This window comes from Flavobacterium gelidicaeli (assembly GCF_013294005.1).
In the GTDB taxonomy this organism is placed as follows: domain Bacteria; phylum Bacteroidota; class Bacteroidia; order Flavobacteriales; family Flavobacteriaceae; genus Flavobacterium.
The window spans coordinates 1-21,029 of the sequence record NZ_JABSNK010000021.1 but is presented as its reverse complement, the minus strand read 5'-3'; the positions used below and the strand labels follow the sequence as shown (position 1 = coordinate 21,029).

Sequence of the window (21,029 nt, the reverse complement as noted above, 5' to 3'; positions counted from 1 at the left end):
TGACTTATTTTCTCAGTAAAAAACAATAAAACAAACAAAATCAGAACCTACCAAAGGTTTTTTAGATTTTATTCAAAACTTTCGGATAGTAGTGAGTAGATCTATATTCAAATTTTCTAATATTGGTGTAGTATCAAAAAAGTAAGGATGAATTACATTATTAAATTTGTAATAACCAACTTTTAAATTTTCTTCTGCTACAGTATCAAGAAATTCATTCTCAAAGATAATTTCATTTGAATCTCTGTTATAGTTTATATCTGAATGAAATATTATTGAATCACGATAGTTAGTTTCTTTATAGCTTAACCTAATAGGTATATTTGTATGTGGATTAATTCTTATGATATTTTTATTAATAATCTCTGCTTTAATATCTTCAGCTTCATACTTATCGATTTTGTAATCCAACAAGCTAATTGTTCGTCTAAAAAAATCATCTAAACTACCATCTGTATTCCTAAAACTAATGTCAATGACAGAAACTAAAACACCAACATAATTAAGTTTAGCTCCTAATTCTATTAATCTATTTTCAATTTTTTTAGTTAAAAAACCTGTAGATATTACATCACATATTAATATATATTCTACTTCAGTATTAGCAGATAAACTATTTGTATTCGCATCAAATGATTCATAATTGTCAAAACTCCAATGTTGTTCTTTTGAAATTAAATTTAAATCTATGATTGATTGTAGCAGTTTATTACTAGTTGAAGTAATACCTATAAAATGAACATTGTCAATATTATCAATTTTTGTTTGTAATTTTTTAAAAAAGATTTTAGTCAGGTTTTCTAATTCTTTTTTGCTATTAATAATGTTGTTAATTTCTATGTACTCTTTCTGATAATAATTACCATTACATAAATATAAATCGACTCCATTATCGTGAACAATGCCTTCATTATGATCTAATAGATTTTCAAAGTTCTTTTCAATAATAGTGTCTTCTTCTTCTTTAAATATCTTAATTAAATCTCCTCTGTTAGGAAAATTAGACAACAGGTTACCATGGGTGTCAAATGACAGAATATGTCCTTCAATATTAGAGGGTTCATTAAAGTCTGATTTTGCTAATGAAAATTCTGAATATAATAAGTTATCTAGTTTTTTTATATCAGGTTTATCATATATACCAAGCCATTTTATGTGAATTTCATCGTTAGATCTTTTATAATTTATAATCGGTAAAGGATGAATTTTATACTTTTTATAAACTGAGTTTAAAGAATTAATAATTGTCGACACACTATCTATTATCTCTTCTTTTGGTCCGTGAATTAATACAACATTAGTTTTGATATTTATTTCATAGTCAGTCAGTAGGTAGATTAAAATCTTTCGCGCTATTCTATCTTCAATTTTATAACCGAGAAAACTTAAGTATACTATTGTGGCTTCATCATTGTTAAATAAAATTGCTTTTCTTAATGCTTGTAAAGAATGACTATATAAATACTCTTTACCAGTTTGTATGCCATTTAATACTTCATTTACGTTTACATAGACTTTATGTTTTGGATTAATATACTCAAAGGAGGTTTCAGGCTTTATGCTTGATTCATTAATTGAAATTTTGTCTTCAATAGCTGGAATATATAAACTGATTAATGTTCCAGGAAAAAAGAGTTGGCTATCTCCAAAAGTAGTATATGCTTTTTCTATATCATCTGTTTCACTGAAATCATAAAGTAATTTTCCGTAATTACTTCTAGCAATCAAAAGTCCTTTATATCTCCGAACAATTGTTAGAGCATCAAACAAGCCTCTAGGTATGTAATTCTCAGGCTTATCATCTACAATAGTAATTGGATGTCTAGAGGAATTATGTTGAAAAGCAAATTTTAGTATTTCATTATCGGTTGCATTTTGAGCCTTCTCTTTAAGTGTTTCAGGAATTCCTGAACCAAAATCAAGAAAAGAAAATTCAATATACCCTCTATTGTGATACTCTTTAGTAACTGAATTATAGAAAAATGATTTTGCTTCTGGTATCTGTTCTGTTTGATAATTATTTTTATTCTGATATTTTATTTCATCCTTGTACTTTTTCCTAAATGAAATACTGAGAGAAGCGAAAGGAGCAAATCCTTTAAATGAGGATTGTAATGAATGATCTAGAAAATTTAAATATAGTTCCTCAGAAATTATAGTACTTAGAGAATTGCTTGTAAAAGGATGAAAACATTTATTTGACTCTAATATTTCTTCTACAGCTTCAGATAACTTAAACACTCCATTAATTCTTTGTTGAATTTCATTTGCATCATAATTATTTATAAAGTCTAAAGGCATAAATGGAGTTACTCCGTATCTGCCATATAGCTCAGCTTTAGTTGGGTAATAGTTGTCTTCCTTTTGTAATCTTTCTATAGCATTACCATCTAAGCCAAAATATTTAATATATTCTTGATTTGGTATTATTCTCCATATTTCCCATACCTTCCATAGTTCAATAATTTGCTTTCTTACTCTAGGAGGAATTTCAACAACTGAGATTCCTTTTTTGAATAGTAAAATTTCGAATTCAATTTCATTTTTAATAAAAAGTAAAAAAAGGGATGAAAGAACTAATAATTCTTGATTAGCTATATATCCAACTTCTGTTAAGTCAAAAATATATTTATCATTCTTATTTTTATTAAAATTATTATAGATGTTATTTATTATTAAATCTAAATGTTTATCTGCAAATTTTTCTGATAATTTTATTGTCATTTTAAATTTGTTGCTTTTAGTAATGTAGTAGGTAACGCTTGGCCATTTTGAAATGGTGTGTACTTAGTAACGATAGTTATTCGGCTGAACGAAAATTTCATGCGGAACGGTAATTCAACTAAACTCTAGCTATATCAAAACAGCCGTCGGACTGAGAAATGTTTATATTACAATGTCATATCTACTTTTAACTTTAGAATAATGCTCGTTTAGTTGTTTATCATTTTCATACATTTTCCAGAATTCTTGATACGTCATTTTAATAAAATTAATATCATTTTGTTCATTCATTACATTTTCGAATTCAATTAATTCGTCGGAATGACTTTGAAATAAATCATACGATTCCATGTTTTTTGGAGTCCAATAAATATAAACTAGTGTTATTTTTTTAGATTTCTCTTTAAGAGATTTATTATATCTTATTAATCCAATTGAGTGTTTTATTAATTGTGCTACATCCAACCTTAAGATCTTGCCACGATAATTCTCAATTAACTTAAACCAAAATTCACTTAAAAATGGTAATCTGTTTTTATTGTAAGATAAAGCGAAGCTAACTGGCTTTTTTGTCAAATGTTCTAAATATTTAGATTCAAAAGCAACTATATCTTTAGAATTTTCCAAAACAAAATCGATATTTGGAGGAAAGCCACCTAAGCCTGTTGGGAATTGTCTTTCGAAGCTAGAAAATTCAAATCCAGATTTGTTTAGAAAGTGAAAAGAAAACGGTTTCTTTTTGATAATCGAAAAATTGTTGGCTGCTAATGCAGATGAAGAATATATGGCTCGAAATTTTGCTTCAAGTTCGTTTCCACTACCTTTTTTGAAATCTTCTTCGAATAAATCTAGAGTAACACCTTCTATCAAATTATCGACGATATTTGCAACTGTTTTTCTTCCAGCTACAGAACCGATTTGTCTGACTATTCTTTCTTCGAAATATTCTCTTTTATCTTTCATTTGCTCAATTGTTATAACCAACTCGTCTATACTTATTAAAAAACAATACAAAGCCACCCAATTTTAGGTGTAAATATATCACAAGTATGATACTATATTCATTACGCTAATGTAAGATAAAACAATGGAAAAATATACAAATTAAATGTACTAAAGAAAAAGTTATGTAAAAAAAATATCCCTCGCATCCCCAAAACCCCTAGCCCAGATAGCAGTGGAAATCCTTTTGGGAAGGCGTTTTTCAGCCTTGCCAGAAGATTGTAACGCCCCGAAGCGTCGGGGGCTGGAAATAGCTCCAAAAAAAAACAATTACAATTATTAAATTATAAACAAAAAAAAGAGCTTTTGGACCATGTATTCACATTGGTCGCAAAAGCTCCTTTTTCAAATTAAATCTAGTATTAGTTATGCAAGCATAGTCATTTTGTTCACTGCAAATTCGGCAATAGCATCTTTGGCCGCAGTTTGGAACGCTACGTAATGAGGCGTTGCAGCGTGTAAAGTAAGTGCCTCACCATCTTTCCAGTTCTCATACATTGTAAATGTATTGGCGTCGTCATTGTCTTGAAGGCAGTTGTAGTTGATACAACCCGCTTCTTGAACACTACTGGCAACTAGTTTTAGTAATTCGGTTTTAACCAATTCTCTATTTTCTTCTTTGGCTACAATTTTAGCCACAACAGTTATTTTACTCATGATTTGTCTATTTTTATGGTAACAAAATTACAGCTTTCAGATGGCTTTACTGCCTAATTTAACGTTCTCTTCTCAGTTAAATTTGGATAGCAAAGCCAATCCATCTGCTGCATTTATATTGCTATTTATCCGATTTTGCTTTGTTCAAGTAATCTGGAACTTCTTTTGAAAGCCAATCTTCGCGCACAGGTACATGTACATCTAGATCCACGGTTTGCTCCAAAGCCCAAAATTCATGCGGTACATTTTCGGGGAAAACAATTACTTCGCCAGCACCAACTTCTACAAATTGTTCCTTGCCATCGATGATCGTTTTAATTTTGACCTTACCCGACATGATGTAGGTAATTTGCTCGTTTGGGTGTTTGTGCCACGCAATATGAGCTCCTTTTTCGAGATTAAAAAGCGTCATTTGTCCCTTTTCTCCATGAAACCACTTGCGCTGAATTCCGTCACCAATAGTTTCTGACTTCATTTTGTCGAAATTGAAGTGCTGCACTTTTGAAGTTGCAACAGAATCTATGGTGTTTACTTGTGCCGCTGTGTTTTGAACGCTACATGCGCTTATCAAAACCGCAGTTGCGATCGCTATTTTTAATTTCATTATTTATTATTAGTTGTTAAAACCTTCTAGAACAATTTTACCTTTTGCTTTTCCTGTTTCCAAGAAGGCATGCGCTTTACGCAACTTTTCGGCGTTGATGGTTCCGAAATTCTCACCTAAGGTTGTTTTTATCGTTCCGTTGTCAATCAAAGTGGCTACTTCGTTCAAGATATTGTGTTGACCAATCATGTCTTCGGTTTTAAACATCGAACGCGTAAACATAAATTCCCAGTGTGTAGAAACGGATTTCGCTTTGAAAGGCATGATGTTGAACGATTTTGGATCATCAATAAAACCAAATTTTCCTTGTGGTTTGATCACTTTTACAATCTCTTCAGCATGTTGTTCGGTAGCATTTAAGCTTACAATATAATCTGGAGCAGCAAGCTTGTATTTTTCGAATTCTTCGCTCAATTTATTTTGGTGGTTGATTACGGTATCTGCACCCAATTCTTTCAACCATTCAGTCGTTTCTTCGCGTGAAGCGGTTCCGACAATTTTTAGTTTTGTCAATTTCTTGGCTAATTGAACCAAAATTGATCCCACACCACCAGCAGCACCAATAACCAAAATTGACTTGTTAGCGTCATCCTTAGCCACTTCTAATCGGTCAAACAACATTTCGTAAGCGGTAAGAGAAGTCAATGGCAAAGCAGCAGCTTCGGCATACGATAAACTTGAAGGTTTTTTACCCACTATGCGCTCGTCTACTACTTGATATTCAGCATAACTTCCTTGGCGTGTGATGTCACCTGCGTACATTACTTCGTCTCCAACTTTGAACAAAGTCACGTTTTCACCTACTTCTTTCACGATTCCGGTAGCATCCCAACCAATGATTTTCCAGTTGTCGCCATCGGCAGGCATATTAGCACGTACTTTATAATCAGCAGGATTTACGGAGATGGCTTTGATTTCGACAAGAATATCTCTTCCAGTTGCTTTAGGCGTTTCTACGGTTACATCTTGTAGTGATTTTACATTTTCTACAGGTAAATTTTCTTTATATCCAATTGCTTTCATTTTCGTATTTTTTATAAATTAAATTACAGTGATAATTTCACTTTGTGGTAATCTAGATTTTGGTGTTTTTTCTGTTGAATTAAAATCAGATGCGGTTCTGTAACCAATTGAAACAGCCACTAAAGAGGTGAATCCTTTTGCTCTTAATCCGAATTCTTCATCTAAAGCTTTTATATCAATACCTTCCATTGGCGTTGCATCGATACCTAAAGTGGCAACTCCTAACAAAAAGTTACCAATGTTAAGGTATACTTGCTTTTCCATCCAATGCTGATAATCTTTTAAGTCATATTTATGAATGTCAGCAAAAGCGTTCATTCCTCCTTGCATTCCTTTCTTTATGTCATCATTTGGGAATCTTCCGTCTTTATCTTGTACCTCTAAAAGGTGATTAAAATAGGCGTCATCTGCACTTTCACTTGTTTTTGAACAAAACAATACAACTGCTGATGCATTCGTTATTTTTGGTTCATTAAAATGAAAAAAACCTTGGGTTCCTTTTGTCATACGTGCTTTTCCTTCAGTTGTTTCAGCAACTATAAAGTGCCAAGGTTGCAGGTTTACACTTGAAGGACTCATTCGTAATAAATTTTTAACCTGTGCCATATCTGTTTCAGATATTTTTTTGGTAGTATCAAATTCTTTCGTGGTGTATCTCCAGTTTAATGTTTCTTGTAAATTCATTTTGTTATTATTTTATTATACTATCATTTTTATAGGGACAAAAGTAAGCATAGTATTCAAAACACACAATAACGGTCAAAAAGGATAGTATGTTTACTGATTTCTAATATACTGATATATAGTTTTTTAAGTTAATAAAATTTACTATAAAAAGTATAGTTAGATAATTAATTATAGTGGATAAACTTTGCACGTTATAAAAACAGTAAAGTGATAATCACTATGCATATAGTTAATGGAGTAGAATATCCTTGTTGTAACTGGGCTTTACCGATTCGAGTCATTTGTCTAAAATCATTAAAAAGTAGTGCAACACGACAATTCAGAATTTCAAATGAGATGATGTGTAGGTAGGCGTGGGTTAAAAGTTTGTTTTTCGAAATTGTGAATATCTATTCGAATTAGATTCTAGTTATTTAACCTATAAATTAAACTATAAATCATCGACTGCTTTTGGAAAAAATATAGATTATCCTTTTGAAATTTCATTCCTTAAAGGTTTCGATATCTGTTATTATCAACTTTTTATAGCGTTTTGATAAGTTTGCTTTATTGATTATTTTTCTTCCAATTATACCTTTTTTATAAATTATAAAAAACAAAAAAGGTCAATCTATATAATGACAAGATCGTTAACAATCATAAAATAAATTATAAAAATCCCTCATGAATTATGTAAATTATTAGTTAACCCAATAGCCATGTTTTTCAATGGCGATGTAGAATATTAGTACTTAGGACGAACAAAAAAAAACCGCCTCAAAATACTATTGAGACGGTTTAATCAAATTGTTTATTTACCACTATTAAATAGATTTTTTGGCCAGATACCAATCTACCATTTCTAAATCACTGTTTTTTCTTTCTGCTAGTTCCTCTACTGTTTTTGGAGCGGGTACAATTACTTTGTCGCCAGGTTGCCAGTCGAGAGGCATTGCAACTTTATACTCATCTGATGTTTGTAGTGCGAGTAGAGAACGCTTGATCTCTGCCATATTGCGACCCACATTTAATGGGTAGTACATCATTAAACGCACTTTACCTTTTGGATCCATGATAAAAACAGCTCTTACTGCAGCTGTTTCGCTTTCACCTGGTTGCAGCATTCCGTATTTTTTTGAAACTTCCATACTAATGTCTGCCACTATCGGAAATTCGAATAAAACGCCTGTTTTTTCATTCACAGCATTTACCCATGCTATGTGAGAGTGAATACTATCGATACTTAATCCCATTAATTTGGTATTGTTTTTTGCAAAGAACTCTTTTTCAAGAGCAAACCCACTCATTTCGGTGGTACAAACTGGAGTAAAATCAGCAGGATGTGAAAAAAACACCACCCAACTTCCTTTATTATATTCTGAAAATTTTATTTTTCCTGTAGTGGTTACCGCTTCAAAATCTGGAGCCATATCACCAATTCTCGGCATTGAAATTATTTGATCTTCCATTTTACTATATATTTTATTGATTATTTTATACTACAAACTTAGTACAGACGCAATGAATTTTATGTGACAAGAGTTACACTTCATTAGTTTTGTTTATCGTATTTATATATTTCGATTACTTTTAGTTATTTTAATTTAAAAGCCTCATGTGATAAATGTTACACTTCTTTTGATGATTTATAAATAATTTTACATGAACTTAAAAACGAATCATGAAAAGCATACTTCTACTTTTATCAGCAATTTTACTTTTTTCTTGTAATAAAAAGATTCGCCCTTATCAAGATATTGACAACACTACTAGTTTTGTTTATCAACCCCAAGAGGCCAAAGATTTAATGGAGAAGCACTGTTACACCTGTCATAGTCCTACTGCAGCCGAGGAGGAAGGTAGAATCGCACCGCCCTTTGTTGCAATCAAAGCGAGATATATTGATAAAGAAGGATATAATAGAGCAGAATTTATAAAAGCAATTTCTGAATTTGTAGCAAATCCCACAGATGATAATGCGTTACTATATGGAGCAGTGAGAAAATTTGGTGTGATGCCAAAGCAAGTTTTCCCTGATAGTGCTACCGTAAAAATTGCAGCATTTATGTATGATTATAAAGTGCAAGCGCCAACGTGGTTTCAAGAGCATTGGCAAGGTCACGGAAACAGCGGTTGGGAACAATCAGGTAAAGAGTTTGTTGCTGTAGCAAAAGATAAAACTTATGAAGATATAGGTTTAGAATATGCTCTAGGAACCAAAAAAATATTAGGCAAAAACCTGATGGGAACCATCCAAAAGAAAGGAACTATAGAAGCAATGGCTTTTTGTAACGTACAAGCGATACCCTTAACAGATAGTATGTCTGTGAATTACCACGCGACAATTAAAAGAGTTTCTGATAAAAACAGGAATCCAAACAATAAAGCAAATGCCGAAGAATTGATTTATATCAAGAAATTCAAGAAAGATTTGGTAGCTAATATTGACTCTAAACCGGTCATAGTAGAAAAAGGCGATAAAGTACATTTTTATTACCCAATACCAACTAATGCCATGTGTTTGCAATGTCATGGTACAGCTGAAAATATTAGACCAGAGGTACAAATGAAAATAAAAGGGTTGTATCCAAATGATTTGGCAACAGGGTATAGCGAGAATGAAGTAAGAGGAATTTGGAGTATTGTATTCGATAAAAAATAAGTTATGGAAGAGTTAAGAATAAAAGAGGTTTGCCCAACAAGCACATTAGAATTAATTAAGCGAAATTATCTATTACTTGATGTTCGTGAAGAAAAGGAATTTAATCAGTTCTCGTTTGATGTTCCGCGTGTTTTGCACATTCCAATGAGTCAATTGGCTTTAAGAATGAACGAAATTCCAAAAGAGGAGAAAGTAATTGTGGCGTCTTTATTAGGTGAGCGTAGCTTGCAAGCAGTAACTATGTTAAGTGATTATGGCTTTACCAATTTGTTACAAATGAAAAAGGGCCTTTCAAAATGGGCTCAAAAAGGTTATCCTATAAAAGGGGAAACTACAATTGAAAAAAAGTCCTGCTGTGGAGGCGAATCAAAATGCAATTAAAATGACGAAAAAACAATATATTTATACAGGAGTTGGAGTAGTGGTAGGTTTGATTGCGGGCTATGCCTATTATTATTTTGTAGGCTGTGCGACAGGAACCTGTGCCATTACCTCAAAGCCTATGAATAGTACTTTATATGGTGGCTTAATGGGTGGATTGTTATTTAATATGTTTGTAACTTCACCAAAAAAGAAAGAAAATAATGAGTGATTTTTGGAACGAACGATATGCTGAAGAAAAGTATGCCTACGGGATTCAGCCCAATCAATTTTTAATCGAAATGATTTCTAAATTGCCTGAAAACGGAAAAATAGTATTTCCTGCGGAAGGTGAAGGTCGTAATGCCGTTTTTGCAGCAAAAAACGAATTCAAAGTTTTTGCTTTTGATACGAGTATCGAAGGTAAAAAAAAGGCAGACAAGCTAGCTCAAGATCAAGGTGTAGAGATTAATTATCGCGTTGGAATACTAGAAGAATTAGATTTTGAACCCGCTTCTTTTGATGGAGCGGTTTTTATTTATGCTCATTTTCCAAAGGCTATTCGTGCAACCATTCACAAGCAAATTGAAGAATTGGTAAAACCGAATGGAGTAATCATTTTTGAGGCATTTAGCAAAGAACAATTGCAATATCCTTCTGGCGGGCCAAAAGATCTTGAGATGTTATTTTCTGAAGAGGAGATAAAAGCCGAATTTAAAAACGTTGACTTCGATTTCTTAAAAACAGAAATTATCGAATTAAGTGAAGGACCTTTTCATCAAGGTAAAGGATCAGTTGTTCGATTTATAGGCAAGAAAAAATGATGAAAACTTGGAAAGATTATTTATTTGTAAGCATACAATTCCTGCTATTTGGATTGTATGCTTTTGATTTTTTACCCTCTTTTGATCTTCCACAATCATTAAAAATGCTAGGATTGGTAGTTGCCATTATAGGTTTTATTATCTCAGCACTTTCGGTCTTGCAGCTCAACAAAAATTTAACTGTTTTTCCAACGCCTAAAACCGATTCTGAGTTAATCACTTTTGGAATGTATAAACTTAGTCGGCATCCTATTTACACAGGACTTATCTTGTTTACGTTTGGATATGCCTTTTATAAAGTTTCATTTTTAAAATTAGTTATTGCTTTCGTACTATTGCTTTTATTTTATTTCAAAACAAAATATGAAGAGCAACAATTGCTTCAAAAATTTTCTGATTATAAAGAGTATCAGAAAAAAGTAAACCGATTTTCCCCTAAAATCAAAAAGCCTCAAGAATAACTTGAGGCTTTTTTGAGTTTTAAAATTTATAGTTTACAAAGAGTGTAAAGTTTCGACCAGGTTCCGTAATAGGAACTCTTCCAAAACCGGCTACATTGTTGAAAGCAAAGGTTAAATGATTGTTGTAATACTGATCAAACACATTTAAAAGTCCCATTCCAATAGAGACTGATTTTATAGGCTTGTAACCAATGTTTAAATCCATCACTTCATAACCTGCGGTAGTAATTTCATCATAACTAGTAGAAATTTTGTTTTGTTTGGCTGTTAAGGTGTACAATGCTTTGGCCCAGAACTTCTTGTATTCATAACTCAATTTTAAACGCGTTACTAAAGGTGGAGTTAGTGGCAAGCTTTCATTAAAATCTTTATTTTCGGTATAGGTATATGAAACCTCTGTTCCAAAATTAAAATGCTCGTAGAATGTAATATTTCCGTAGGCTTCAAACCCCGTCTTTAAAGCCTTGTCTATATTCCTGAAAACCTTAGGATTTACAGGTGGCGTAGTCGAGTTGTATTTTCGAGTTAAAGAGGTATCAACAACGCCTAGAATGTAGTTTTCGTAAATAGAATAAAATACTGATGTTCCATATTGAACAGCATTAAAGAAACCTTTTAAGTTTGTTTTTCCGTCAAAACTCAGTTCAAATTGATTGTTGACTTCAGGTTTTAAATTTGGATTCCCTACGTATTCATAAGCATCTCTCCCAATGTTAAAAAAGGAAATAAAGCGTTCTTCTATATTGGCAGCTCTAGTTCCTCGACCAAAAGAAGCTTCTACTTTATAATTCGGATTAAAAAGGTATTGATATGATACTGTCCCACTATACAATGTTTCATTTCTTTTTTCTAAAGATGGATACAAAGCAGCAAAAGTTGGGTCTAAATCATTAGCGTCTGAAGTAATAAAATCCAAGCGAGAACCAATAGTCAACCAAGATTTATCAGAAGCTTTAATTTTTGTTTCTGCAAAATAACCAAAGTCATTCGAGTAACTGTCTTGCCAAACTTTATCAAAGAAAGCTATAGGTGTAGCAAGGGTGTTTCCCATCATATTAACTTTGACCAATCGATCTCTGCCGCCTTCTCGAGACAAATTAACCATATCAATTCCGGTAAACAAATTGACTTTAGAACCTAACCTCCATTCTGTTTCAATTTTCCCGCCATAAGTTAAAGCATTTACTTTTGATACTGCTTCTGAATTTGCAAAAGAAGCTCTTCGTGAATTGGTCATAATATGATCTACATACGAGTAGTAAACCTTAGAAGTTAATCCTTTGAAGTAGGTGTTGTTAGTTTCTAATTTGTAATCTAAATTAACCATGGTACTATTGTCTTCATCCGTATCCATTGGTAAGCCGGCATGAAGCACATCACGACCAAAATTTTGTCGTAAAGTAGCTTGCAAACGTTGATTATCGGAAATTTGATAACCCGTTTTTAAGCCATAACTAATACTTCTAAAAGAGGACGGAATTTCGTTTTGATTTCCGTCTTCATAGTTCCCATAATCACGATAACTGAAGTTTCCAGAAAAGTCGAACTTCTTAATTTTACTGTCTAAAGTAAACATGTTTACCATAGAGTTCCCATTACTTTCATATCCTGAAGAAAGACTCCCACTAAGGAGCTTAGCGTTATTGGCTGGAGATTTTGAAACTAAATTAATAAGTCCTGCAAAAGTGTTTCCGTAGCGAACAGAAAATGGGCCTTTTATGATTTCGATTTTAGTAATTTCCTCAGGATTAACCAAGGTAGTCACAGGATCCATACGGTTGGGACAAGCATGAAATGCTTTGGTTCCGCCATCGATCTGAACATTGAGTTGCTCGTATTGTGACGCTCTAAAAGCAGGGTCTACCGCATAATTTCCTCTTTTTATGAGATGAAAGCCATTGATATCTTCAAATAATTCACCTGAATTTTTAGGTTGTACGACTTTTTCAGAGAAGTCTTGTTTTACAATAACTTGAGCGGGATTTTTTATAGACGAACCACTAACTAGGACCTCGTTAAGCAGCGTCACCTTGATAGAGTCTATTTTTTGTGGTGCTTTTTGAGCATAACCGTTTAGCGCGCCTAATATCGTTAAGGCACAGATAATTTTTTTCATTTTAATAAATTTGATTAAACATTCTAGCTATTAAGCTGTTGCGTTGTTAAACCAAGTTTTGAGGAGGATGTTCTGGCGGATAGTTTATGTGAACCTGGAATAAATCTTTTTTAGAATATATCTTTTTCTTTTGTGAAGGAATCAAATAAGTACTTGCATAGGCAGTCAAAGGACATAAAAACAAAACTTCATTGTCTGCAAATGATTTTTTTGATGAGTCCTGATTGTCTTGTTCTTTACTAATTTTTTTTAAATGACATTTACCGTTGCATTTCAGTTCTGGTTTTGCCTTATTTTGACAAAATTGCTCTGTAAAACTTTCGTTAAAAAATGAATATTCAAATTGTAAAATAGTCGTTTTCAAATTAAAACATACAATGCTAATTAGGATTAAAAAGAGAAGACTATTTTGAATTAATTTGTTCATTCCTGTTGAAAGTTATGCGATTTTCAAGGTTGTTTTGCTCTTTAATATAAGCAACATGAAAGGAGTGTATATTTGTAAAATCAGATTCTTTTGAGTAAAAACAATAGTTTATTTTACTGTTAAATCGATATCGCTAATATATTGTAAAGATAGATAGTTAAGATAGATTGTACTGTGACATTTGTTACAGTGTAGCTCTTTAATTGTGGTTCTTGCTTAGATCAAAAGGCTAATTTTTTAAATACTTTTTCTTGAAACCGTCTGGAGTATAATTTTCATATTTTTTAAAAAAGCGTCCAAAATAAGAATTGTCTACAAAACCTAATTCGTAGGCAATTTCAGAGGCTGTCTTTTTTTCGTGAATAAGCAAGCGTTTCGCTTCAATTAGAATTCGGTTTCTAATTAAATCACCAGCAGAACTGCTAGTTACCTCATTGCAAATGGCATTTAGGTAATTAGGTCGAACATGTAAAAGAGAAGCATAATCTTTAACGAAATGCTTCTCTTTGTAATACTTGTCAATTAGCACTTCAAAGTGGTGAATAAGTTGCAGTGATTGACTAAATTCTGCGTTTTTGTTTGCAGGTTCAAATAATCTATTGAGATCTATCAACATAATATTAAGTAACGAACGCAAGGATTTTTCGAAATTAACTTCGATACTATTGAACTTCCTTAACATCCAAACGGCTATAGATTCAATATGATTGAATTTTTCTGCAGATATGGTTAAATATGGCTGAGTATGTCGATAGCTTAAAAATGAAAATTCACTAAGTTGATAATTCTGATATCTTAAAGCAAAAAAGTCATTTTCGAATACCAAAACATATCGCCCAAGCCACAAAAGCTTAATGATTAAAATGCTAGAATCCATTTTATTCAGAAAATATATAAAGAATTGATGGGGTCTTTACGGAGTAGGGTTGCACTATTTTTTTCAATAAAGAGAAACTGAAGTCATTGTTAAATTGATGTTTTTTTCACTGATAAATTACTAATTATTCCTTCATTGCTAAATAAATAAGAAGTAGTTAGTGTGTGAAAAAAAATTTTTATTAATCATGTTTATTATTAAACATAAAAACAGTGAGGAATATCGATAAGTAAAATAAAAATCCCCGTAAACACTGGGTTTACGGGGCTTTTTTGTGGAGTCGCCGAGAATCGAACTCGGGTCCAAACAAGCAACTAAAAGGCTTTCTACGCGCTTATTTTCTGATTGGATTTTCGATAATGAGGTAGGCCAGAAACAGCCACTCATCACTTATCTTCTTAATTTTGAAATCCACCCGAAGCTTATGGAAATCTAGGTCTATTTTTACGGTTCTCCTGAATAGAACGCCACAAACCAAGGCTTTCAAGGAGAATCCAGCTTTCCTATCTGATAGGAACGTGGCGTAATCGTACTATAATTCGGATTATGCAGCTAAAGCGTAGTTATTTTCGCCGTGTAAAATTGTAAGATCTTATATTTACGAGCAAGGTCTCAATGCTCGGCGTGCTTACTTCTCAATTCGACTTGCTGTCAAAACCAGTCGACCCCATTTTAATATTCAAAATAAATTTGAGAGTGCAAAGGTATTCTTTTTTTACAAAAATAGACTATACACTTCCATATATTATAAGGTAATTATCATTCCGCTTTACCTTCATCATCTATTTTAAAAGGATAATCACCAAAAAGCACTGATAAGTTACGCACTTTATAGGTAGTGCGCGTAAATTTATTCGACAATGCAATAATTGTCACGCTTTCATTAGGCAATGTGATGTATGCTGACGTATTGCCATGCCACCAACCGTTATGAAAATAGAAATTTTGTCCTGTTGGCCAATTTATCATGCGCATCCCTAAACCGTAATTGTTTTTTCCTTTATGTTCATTGCTATAGCCTACAAAAGCTTCTTTTAATAACTTAGGGTTGAAGTATAACGGGGAATTACGACCTTGATCAAATTTTAATAAATCTCTAGGAGTAGAGTAAATGTTTTTATCACCATAAATGGCATCTAGATAATCCAAATTAAACTTAGAGAAATTGCCTCTATAAGATGGGGTTGCTGTCTCCTTGTCTTTCTCATAATCAAATACGAAGGTGTTTTTCATATTTAAAGGATCAAAGACAATTTTTTTCATTGCTTGACCGTAAGATAAACCAGTAACTTTTTCGATTATTAGCGCCAGCATAGCATAATTTGTATTGCAATAGCTAAAACGAGTGTTGGTCTTAAATTCTAAGTCAATAGACTTTGTATCCATAATCGTTAGTATATCTTGATTACTAAGTATTTTATGACGGTCCCAAATTCCTTTTTTTTCAGTGAAATACGCATAATTTCGCATTCCAGATCGGTGATTTAATAATGTTTTTACCGTAACATCAGGATATGGAAAGTTTTTTAAAAGCGTTGTCACTTTTTGATCTAAAGTTAGTTTCTTAGTGTCAATTAGTTTTAAAATAGCCGTTGCAGTCATCACTTTACTAACAGATGCTAGGTGTAAAGGAGTAACGCTATCTATAGGCTGTTTTGTTTTATAATTAGCTAAGCCTTCATATTTTTCATAAATTATTTGTCCGTTTTTTGCAACAAGAAAACTACCGTTCATTGTGTTGTTTGGCCAGTTTTTAGCGTAGAAATGACCTATGGCAACTTTCTTGGCTGCAATAAATTCATTGGTAAGTTTAGGACCTTCTTTTAGAATTTCGGTTATAGTATCTTTTGCTGCTTGTTGTGGATTTTTATCTAATTTATTTTTTTGGTTACATCCACTCAAAACTGCTGATAGCACGAGTATTTGTAGTATATTTACTTTTTTTATAAGGATCATTATTTTTTTGAATTGAAACGCAAATATATTGAATCGATTGCTCTTCTTTGTAGTTTTTTTTAACCTTAACAGTATTTTATTGCAGTTTTTCAAATTTAATTTGCAGACTTCAACCTATACCAAAAGTAATAGATAGTATTTTTATAAAAATAAAACAAAATCAGCTTAAAGTGTTATATTTGTAACAATTGAAGTGTTTTACAATCAAATTAGAAAGTAGCAAAAATATGAAATTTGGAATTATAAAAGAAAGAAAAAGTCCACCAGACAGGCGTGTCGTTTTTTCACCTAATGAATTAGTTCAGTTAAATAAAAAGTATCCTGACGCCATTATTAAAGTAGAGAGTTCGGATATTCGTATTTTTTCTGATGAGCAATATCTTACTTTAGGAATTGAGGTGTCTGATGATGTTAGTGAGTGTGATATTTTATTTGGTGTTAAGGAAGTTCCAATCGAAAATTTAATTGCAAATAAAGGTTATTTCTTTTTTTCGCATACTATTAAAAAACAACCTTACAATAAGAAGTTATTGCAAGCGGTTTTAGATAAAAAAATTGATTTGTACGATCATGAAACCATTGTAGATGCTGAAAATAAAAGGTTAATTGGTTTTGGTAGGTATGCCGGAATTGTGGGAGCTTATAATACAATTCGTGCTTTTGGGGTGAAATTCGAATTATTTAAATTACCAAAAGCAGAAACGCTTTCAGGAAAAGATGATTTGATTAAGCAGTTGAAACGCATTATTTTTCCACCAATAAAATTTGTTGTCACTGGTGGAGGTAAAGTAGGAGGTGGGATCAAAGAAATTTTAGATGCTATAAAAATTAAGCAAGTTAGTGTTGAGGATTATTTGACTAAGAATTATGCGCAAGCAGTCTATGTACAAATTGATGTTTTAGATTATAATAAGCGTATTGATGGTCAGGTTATTGATTGCAAAGATTTCTATACTAATCCGCAAGAATATATAGGAAACTTTGAACGATTTACTAAGGTTTCGGATATTTTAATTACGGGTCATTTTCATGGTAATAGTGCCCCAGATATTCTGACTCGAACAATGATACAAGCTAACGATTTTAAAATAAAAATAATAGGAGATGTGTCTTGCGATATTGATGGACCTATAGCTTCTACGTTGCGTTCATCAACTATAGCAGAGCCTTTTTATGGTTATTTACCCTCAGGGCATAAAGAGGTAGATGTTTTTCATCCTGCTGCAATTGTAGTAATGGCGGTAGATAATTTACCTTGCGAATTACCAAAAGATGCTAGTGAAGGTTTTGGAGCGATGTTTATGGAGCATGTTATTCCTGCTTTTTTCAATAATGATAAAGACGGAATTTTGGCTAGAGCCAAAATGACAGAAAACGGAAAATTAACTGAGAAGTTTGGTTATTTACAAGATTATGTTGACGGTAAATAATGAGACTGTAAAAGAATAAAAAAAAGAGACGCTAATCTAAACAATTAACGTCTCTTTTTATTTGGAATATTTTCGCGAAAGCGTCATAAGATGCATTATATAATCTTCTTGATTACTCTTAATTTATGAGTGTGTTTATTAATTTCGGCATTGTAAATTCCTAAATGGTCTAAGCGGTCAATGCGTATTTTTCCGCTGGCGTGAATGATGTAGTTGTTCTCCATCATAATGCCTACGTGAATAATATTCCCTTCATCATTGTCAAAAAAGGCTAGATCACCAGGTTCGCTCTCTTCTATAAAGCTCAAAGGTTCCCCTTGCGTAGCTTGCTGTGACGCATCTCTTAGTAATTTATAACCATTGAGTTTGTAAACCATTTGCGTAAAGCCAGAACAATCTATTCCAAAAGGTGTTTTACCGCCCCATAAGTAGGGTGCGTTCAAATATAAAAAGGAAGTTGCTATTAAGTTGTTTTTGTCTTTAATACCAGTGGTTATTGCGCCTTCAAAATCAAATTGGCTACTATTAATAGCTTCTTTATTCAAGAAAGATAAAGAAGCACCTAGAGGAATTGGCATTAATAAATTATCAGGTGCGTTAATGTATTCGATTAAATCCCCATTCAAAACAATTGGCTCATTTGATAATAATTCAAATTGCGAAGCTGTTATGCTTTGGTATTGTTTTGGGTCAACCCAGCCTTCATATCCATCATAGTGCATTTTGATTCTAGACCACTGTTTTTGTGTTTCTAAAACTTCAAAGTGCTCTCCAAATAAAACTTGGGAAACGATTTCACTTCTGTCACTTGGTTCAAACCGAAGTGGGATTATAGCCAGATTACAAATTCCGAACATTTACGATGCTGTTATAAGTTATTAAATAAATAAGGGCTATAAGAAAATTGCTTATAGCCCTTGTATTATAATTTTAGATATTTAGTTTCTTTCGATAACAATAGCCGAAGCTCCACCACCACCATTACAGATCGCAGCAGCACCTATTTTACTGTTATTTTGCTCTAAAACATTAAGTAAAGTTACAATGATTCTAGCACCTGAACAACCTAGAGGATGTCCTAAAGACACAGCACCACCGTTAACGTTTACTTTATCATTGTCTAATCCTAAAATTTTAGAGTTAGCTAGTCCGACTACAGCAAAAGCCTCATTGAATTCAAAATAATCGACATCGCTTATTGCGATTCCAGCTTTGTCAAGTGCTTTTGGCAATGCTTTAGATGGGCTTGTAGTAAACCATTTTGGTTCTTGAGCTGCATCAGCATAACTTTTAATAAAAGCAAGTGGTTTTAATCCTAGAGCAATCGCTTTCTCTTCACTCATTAGAATCAATGCCGCAGCACCATCATTAATAGTAGAAGCGTTTGCAGCAGTAACAGTACCTTCTTTTGAAAACACTGCGTTAAGCGTAGGGATACGATCTATTTTTACATTTGTATATTCTTCATCTTTAGAAATAATGATAGGATCACCTTTTCTTTGCGGAACAGCTACAGGAACTATTTCGTTATCAAATTTACCTTCGTCCCATGCTTTAGCCGAACGGTTGTAAGATTGAATTGCATAATTATCTTGATCCTCTCTAGTGAATTTATATTCTGTAGCACACAAGTCAGCGCAAACTCCCATTGCGTTGTTGTCATAAGCGTCTACTAATCCATCTTTTTGTAAACCGTCAACCATTGTAGCGGGACCAAATTTGGTTGCTGTTCTCAGGTTCATATAATGCGGAATCAAACTCATGTTTTCCATTCCACCAGCAACTACAACTTCAGCATCACCGCACTGAATAGCTTGAGCCGCTAGCATCACAGATTTCATTCCTGATGCGCATACTTTATTTATAGTAGTACAGGCAACGGTATCTGGCAAGCCAGCATAAATAGCAGCTTGGCGAGCAGGTGCTTGACCTGTTCCAGCTTGAACTACGTTACCCATAAAAACTTCATCAACTAATTTTGGATCTAAATTTATTCTATCTAAAGCGCCTTTAATTGCAATAGCTCCTAAACGTGGTGCTGACACTGTAGATAATCCCCCCATAAAACTGCCGATAGGTGTTCTAACTGCAGAAACGATAACAACTCTTTTGTTCATGATTTATATAATGTTGGTTTATGTAGCAAATTTAATGTTTTTTATACAATTTATGATTTTAAAGGCCAGATTATATTTATATCTAAAATTAAGTAAAATTATTTTTTTGCTATATAATTGATTGTGAAGCGGTTTAAAAAAAATGTGAAATTTTATTAAAAATAAACGTCAAAACACTTGTGAGAATCGTGAACATGTCTTAAATTTGCAACCGCAAAACGAGACACGTTTCTCTGAGCTTGGAGGGGTGCCAGAGTGGTAATGGAGCAGTTTGCTAAACTGTCATCGGGTAACCGGTGCCAGGGTTCGAGTCCCTGTCCCTCCGCATATTTATTGAAGATTTGAAATTTAGTTTGATTTGTTAAACTAAATGTCACGGGGTGTAGCGTAGCTCGGTTATCGCGCCTGCTTTGGGAGCAGGAGGCCGCAGGTTCGAATCCTGCCACCCCGACTAAACTTTACCATTAGTTTTAAAAGAAATGGAGGCATAGCTCAGCTGGATAGAGCACCTGCCTTCTAAGCAGGCGGTCGAAGGTTCGAATCCTTCTGCCTTCACTTAAAAACCGATACTAATTTTAGTGTCGGTTTTTTTTTTATGAAAAAAAGTGAGGGATTGTTGGTTTAAAGTAAAACAAGTTTTTTGCTTTTTTACAGTAACTTTTACTCTTGGTATTTGATAAATCAGCCGCTGGGTAATCTAGTTGATTTTGATAGTCTCAATAATTTCTGGGAAACCAAATTCTAAGTGTTATAGGTTGATTAATTTGATAAAATAGCCCTGCCTTGGATTTAAAAATAATAAAGGGGTAGTTTTTAGTAGTTATTCCCTTCGATCTAGTTTGTTGAAAATTGGTTTGCTGTGATTTCTGCTACTGTTATTGCTAGGGTGATGGAATAGTTGTTAAGGTTTAGATTTTTATTTTTTGTATCTTTATATATAGGTGTTGAAAAATGAATTATTAATTTACAGGAGCTATTTCCTGCTATCCGCTACAATCTAGTTCGCTAATCCCGATAGTTATCGGGAGGCTCCCTAGGATTTCCGCTACTATCAGGGCTAGGGGAGGAGTGGTGTGTTTGAATCTAGATTTTGCTACCTATATATTAAGGAGTAATTAGTTTG

At 32.9% G+C, this 21,029-nt stretch carries 19 protein-coding genes, 3 tRNA genes and 1 other RNA gene; 9 read left to right on the top strand and 14 right to left on the bottom strand.

Annotated elements, in window-relative coordinates; genetic code table 11:
* Positions 1-72 precede the first annotated feature (72 nt).
* The 7 genes from HNP99_RS17205 to HNP99_RS17175 form a co-directional block, all read right to left on the bottom strand.
* Complete coding sequence (locus HNP99_RS17205; RefSeq protein ID WP_173854686.1) at positions 73-2,724, bottom strand: hypothetical protein; 2,652 nt, start codon at positions 2,722-2,724, stop codon at positions 73-75.
* 162 nt (positions 2,725-2,886) lie between these two features.
* Complete coding sequence (locus HNP99_RS17200) at positions 2,887-3,687, bottom strand: PGN_0703 family putative restriction endonuclease (protein WP_173854685.1); 801 nt, start codon at positions 3,685-3,687, stop codon at positions 2,887-2,889.
* Positions 3,688-4,092: 405 nt separating this feature from the next.
* Positions 4,093-4,383, bottom strand: coding sequence for a putative quinol monooxygenase (locus HNP99_RS17195; RefSeq protein ID WP_173854684.1), 291 nt, complete (start codon positions 4,381-4,383; stop codon positions 4,093-4,095).
* A gap of 121 nt (positions 4,384-4,504) precedes the next feature.
* Positions 4,505-4,987, bottom strand: coding sequence for a cupin domain-containing protein (locus tag HNP99_RS17190; RefSeq protein ID WP_173854683.1), 483 nt, complete (start codon positions 4,985-4,987; stop codon positions 4,505-4,507).
* 9 nt (positions 4,988-4,996) lie between these two features.
* Complete coding sequence (locus HNP99_RS17185) at positions 4,997-6,010, bottom strand: zinc-binding alcohol dehydrogenase family protein (protein ID WP_173854682.1); 1,014 nt, start codon at positions 6,008-6,010, stop codon at positions 4,997-4,999.
* An 18-nt stretch (positions 6,011-6,028) separates the two neighbouring features.
* On the bottom strand, positions 6,029-6,694 hold the full coding sequence (nfsB, locus tag HNP99_RS17180; RefSeq protein WP_173854681.1) for an oxygen-insensitive NAD(P)H nitroreductase: 666 nt from the start codon (positions 6,692-6,694) through the stop codon (positions 6,029-6,031).
* Between the two features lie 806 nt (positions 6,695-7,500).
* Entirely contained in the window at positions 7,501-8,145 is a 645-nt protein-coding gene (locus HNP99_RS17175) for a peroxiredoxin (protein ID WP_173854680.1), read from the bottom strand.
* Between the two features lie 212 nt (positions 8,146-8,357).
* Here HNP99_RS17175 and HNP99_RS17170 point away from each other — a divergent pair, with 212 nt between their 5' ends.
* From HNP99_RS17170 to HNP99_RS17150, 5 genes are read left to right on the top strand one after another with little or no spacing between them, the layout of a single operon-like run.
* Complete coding sequence (locus tag HNP99_RS17170) at positions 8,358-9,338, top strand: Tll0287-like domain-containing protein (protein ID WP_173854679.1); 981 nt, start codon at positions 8,358-8,360, stop codon at positions 9,336-9,338.
* A 3-nt stretch (positions 9,339-9,341) separates the two neighbouring features.
* Positions 9,342-9,719 (top strand): rhodanese-like domain-containing protein, encoded by a 378-nt coding sequence (locus tag HNP99_RS17165; protein ID WP_173854678.1) that lies wholly within the window; start codon positions 9,342-9,344, stop codon positions 9,717-9,719.
* A gap of 1 nt (position 9,720) precedes the next feature.
* The gene (locus HNP99_RS17160) at positions 9,721-9,930 is read left to right on the top strand and encodes a DUF6132 family protein (RefSeq protein WP_173854677.1); all 210 of its coding nucleotides are present in this window, start codon (positions 9,721-9,723) and stop codon (positions 9,928-9,930) included.
* Entirely contained in the window at positions 9,923-10,522 is a 600-nt protein-coding gene (locus HNP99_RS17155; RefSeq protein WP_173854676.1) for a class I SAM-dependent methyltransferase, read from the top strand. Before HNP99_RS17160 ends, HNP99_RS17155 begins: the two co-directional genes overlap by 8 nt.
* On the top strand, positions 10,519-10,983 hold the full coding sequence (locus HNP99_RS17150; protein WP_173854675.1) for a methyltransferase family protein: 465 nt from the start codon (positions 10,519-10,521) through the stop codon (positions 10,981-10,983). Before HNP99_RS17155 ends, HNP99_RS17150 begins: the two co-directional genes overlap by 4 nt.
* Positions 10,984-11,002: 19 nt before the next feature.
* Here HNP99_RS17150 and HNP99_RS17145 read toward each other — a convergent pair whose 3' ends face one another.
* From HNP99_RS17145 to HNP99_RS17125, 5 genes are all read right to left on the bottom strand, one after another.
* On the bottom strand, positions 11,003-13,099 hold the full coding sequence (locus HNP99_RS17145) for a TonB-dependent receptor domain-containing protein (RefSeq protein ID WP_173854674.1): 2,097 nt from the start codon (positions 13,097-13,099) through the stop codon (positions 11,003-11,005).
* A gap of 46 nt (positions 13,100-13,145) precedes the next feature.
* Entirely contained in the window at positions 13,146-13,526 is a 381-nt protein-coding gene (locus tag HNP99_RS17140; RefSeq protein WP_173854673.1) for a hypothetical protein, read from the bottom strand.
* A 229-nt stretch (positions 13,527-13,755) separates the two neighbouring features.
* Complete coding sequence (locus HNP99_RS17135) at positions 13,756-14,403, bottom strand: helix-turn-helix domain-containing protein (protein WP_173854672.1); 648 nt, start codon at positions 14,401-14,403, stop codon at positions 13,756-13,758.
* Between the two features lie 272 nt (positions 14,404-14,675).
* Positions 14,676-15,072, bottom strand: a transfer-messenger RNA (tmRNA) gene (gene ssrA / locus HNP99_RS17130).
* A gap of 90 nt (positions 15,073-15,162) precedes the next feature.
* Positions 15,163-16,359, bottom strand: a complete 1,197-nt coding sequence (locus tag HNP99_RS17125) for a serine hydrolase domain-containing protein (RefSeq protein ID WP_173854671.1) — start codon at positions 16,357-16,359, stop codon at positions 15,163-15,165.
* Between the two features lie 227 nt (positions 16,360-16,586).
* On the opposite strand from HNP99_RS17125, the gene HNP99_RS17120 reads away from it, so the two are divergent.
* A complete protein-coding gene (locus HNP99_RS17120) occupies positions 16,587-17,789 on the top strand; it encodes an NAD(P)-dependent oxidoreductase (protein WP_173854670.1) in 1,203 nt (400 codons plus the stop codon).
* A 95-nt stretch (positions 17,790-17,884) separates the two neighbouring features.
* On the opposite strand, the gene HNP99_RS17115 is transcribed toward HNP99_RS17120, so the two are convergent.
* Positions 17,885-18,646, bottom strand: a complete 762-nt coding sequence (locus HNP99_RS17115) for a C40 family peptidase (RefSeq protein WP_173854669.1) — start codon at positions 18,644-18,646, stop codon at positions 17,885-17,887.
* Between the two features lie 81 nt (positions 18,647-18,727).
* Positions 18,728-19,906, bottom strand: coding sequence for an acetyl-CoA C-acyltransferase (locus HNP99_RS17110; protein WP_173854668.1), 1,179 nt, complete (start codon positions 19,904-19,906; stop codon positions 18,728-18,730).
* 241 nt (positions 19,907-20,147) lie between these two features.
* Between HNP99_RS17110 and HNP99_RS17105 the strand changes: the two genes are divergently transcribed.
* The 3 genes from HNP99_RS17105 (at position 20,148) to HNP99_RS17095 (ending at position 20,461) form a co-directional block, all read left to right on the top strand.
* Positions 20,148-20,231 (top strand) — tRNA-Ser (locus HNP99_RS17105).
* Between the two features lie 51 nt (positions 20,232-20,282).
* Positions 20,283-20,357 (top strand) — tRNA-Pro (locus HNP99_RS17100).
* Positions 20,358-20,387: 30 nt separating this feature from the next.
* Positions 20,388-20,461 (top strand) — tRNA-Arg (locus HNP99_RS17095).
* The last annotated feature ends 568 nt before the right edge of the window (positions 20,462-21,029 follow it).

What these genes read in the sequence shown, in the direction of transcription:
- HNP99_RS17205 (WP_173854686.1), bottom strand. Translation starts at nt 2,724, where the DNA reads ATGACAATAAAATTATCAGAAAAATTTGCAGATAAACATTTAGATTTA.
- HNP99_RS17200 (WP_173854685.1), bottom strand. Translation starts at nt 3,687, where the DNA reads ATGAAAGATAAAAGAGAATATTTCGAAGAAAGAATAGTCAGACAAATC.
- HNP99_RS17195 (WP_173854684.1), bottom strand. Translation starts at nt 4,383, where the DNA reads ATGAGTAAAATAACTGTTGTGGCTAAAATTGTAGCCAAAGAAGAAAAT.
- HNP99_RS17190 (WP_173854683.1), bottom strand. Translation starts at nt 4,987, where the DNA reads ATGAAATTAAAAATAGCGATCGCAACTGCGGTTTTGATAAGCGCATGT.
- HNP99_RS17185 (WP_173854682.1), bottom strand. Translation starts at nt 6,010, where the DNA reads ATGAAAGCAATTGGATATAAAGAAAATTTACCTGTAGAAAATGTAAAA.
- nfsB (WP_173854681.1), bottom strand. Translation starts at nt 6,694, where the DNA reads ATGAATTTACAAGAAACATTAAACTGGAGATACACCACGAAAGAATTT.
- HNP99_RS17175 (WP_173854680.1), bottom strand. Translation starts at nt 8,145, where the DNA reads ATGGAAGATCAAATAATTTCAATGCCGAGAATTGGTGATATGGCTCCA.
- HNP99_RS17170 (WP_173854679.1), top strand. Translation starts at nt 8,358, where the DNA reads ATGAAAAGCATACTTCTACTTTTATCAGCAATTTTACTTTTTTCTTGT.
- HNP99_RS17165 (WP_173854678.1), top strand. Translation starts at nt 9,342, where the DNA reads ATGGAAGAGTTAAGAATAAAAGAGGTTTGCCCAACAAGCACATTAGAA.
- HNP99_RS17160 (WP_173854677.1), top strand. Translation starts at nt 9,721, where the DNA reads ATGACGAAAAAACAATATATTTATACAGGAGTTGGAGTAGTGGTAGGT.
- HNP99_RS17155 (WP_173854676.1), top strand. Translation starts at nt 9,923, where the DNA reads ATGAGTGATTTTTGGAACGAACGATATGCTGAAGAAAAGTATGCCTAC.
- HNP99_RS17150 (WP_173854675.1), top strand. Translation starts at nt 10,519, where the DNA reads ATGATGAAAACTTGGAAAGATTATTTATTTGTAAGCATACAATTCCTG.
- HNP99_RS17145 (WP_173854674.1), bottom strand. Translation starts at nt 13,099, where the DNA reads ATGAAAAAAATTATCTGTGCCTTAACGATATTAGGCGCGCTAAACGGT.
- HNP99_RS17140 (WP_173854673.1), bottom strand. Translation starts at nt 13,526, where the DNA reads ATGAACAAATTAATTCAAAATAGTCTTCTCTTTTTAATCCTAATTAGC.
- HNP99_RS17135 (WP_173854672.1), bottom strand. Translation starts at nt 14,403, where the DNA reads ATGGATTCTAGCATTTTAATCATTAAGCTTTTGTGGCTTGGGCGATAT.
- HNP99_RS17125 (WP_173854671.1), bottom strand. Translation starts at nt 16,359, where the DNA reads ATGATCCTTATAAAAAAAGTAAATATACTACAAATACTCGTGCTATCA.
- HNP99_RS17120 (WP_173854670.1), top strand. Translation starts at nt 16,587, where the DNA reads ATGAAATTTGGAATTATAAAAGAAAGAAAAAGTCCACCAGACAGGCGT.
- HNP99_RS17115 (WP_173854669.1), bottom strand. Translation starts at nt 18,646, where the DNA reads ATGTTCGGAATTTGTAATCTGGCTATAATCCCACTTCGGTTTGAACCA.
- HNP99_RS17110 (WP_173854668.1), bottom strand. Translation starts at nt 19,906, where the DNA reads ATGAACAAAAGAGTTGTTATCGTTTCTGCAGTTAGAACACCTATCGGC.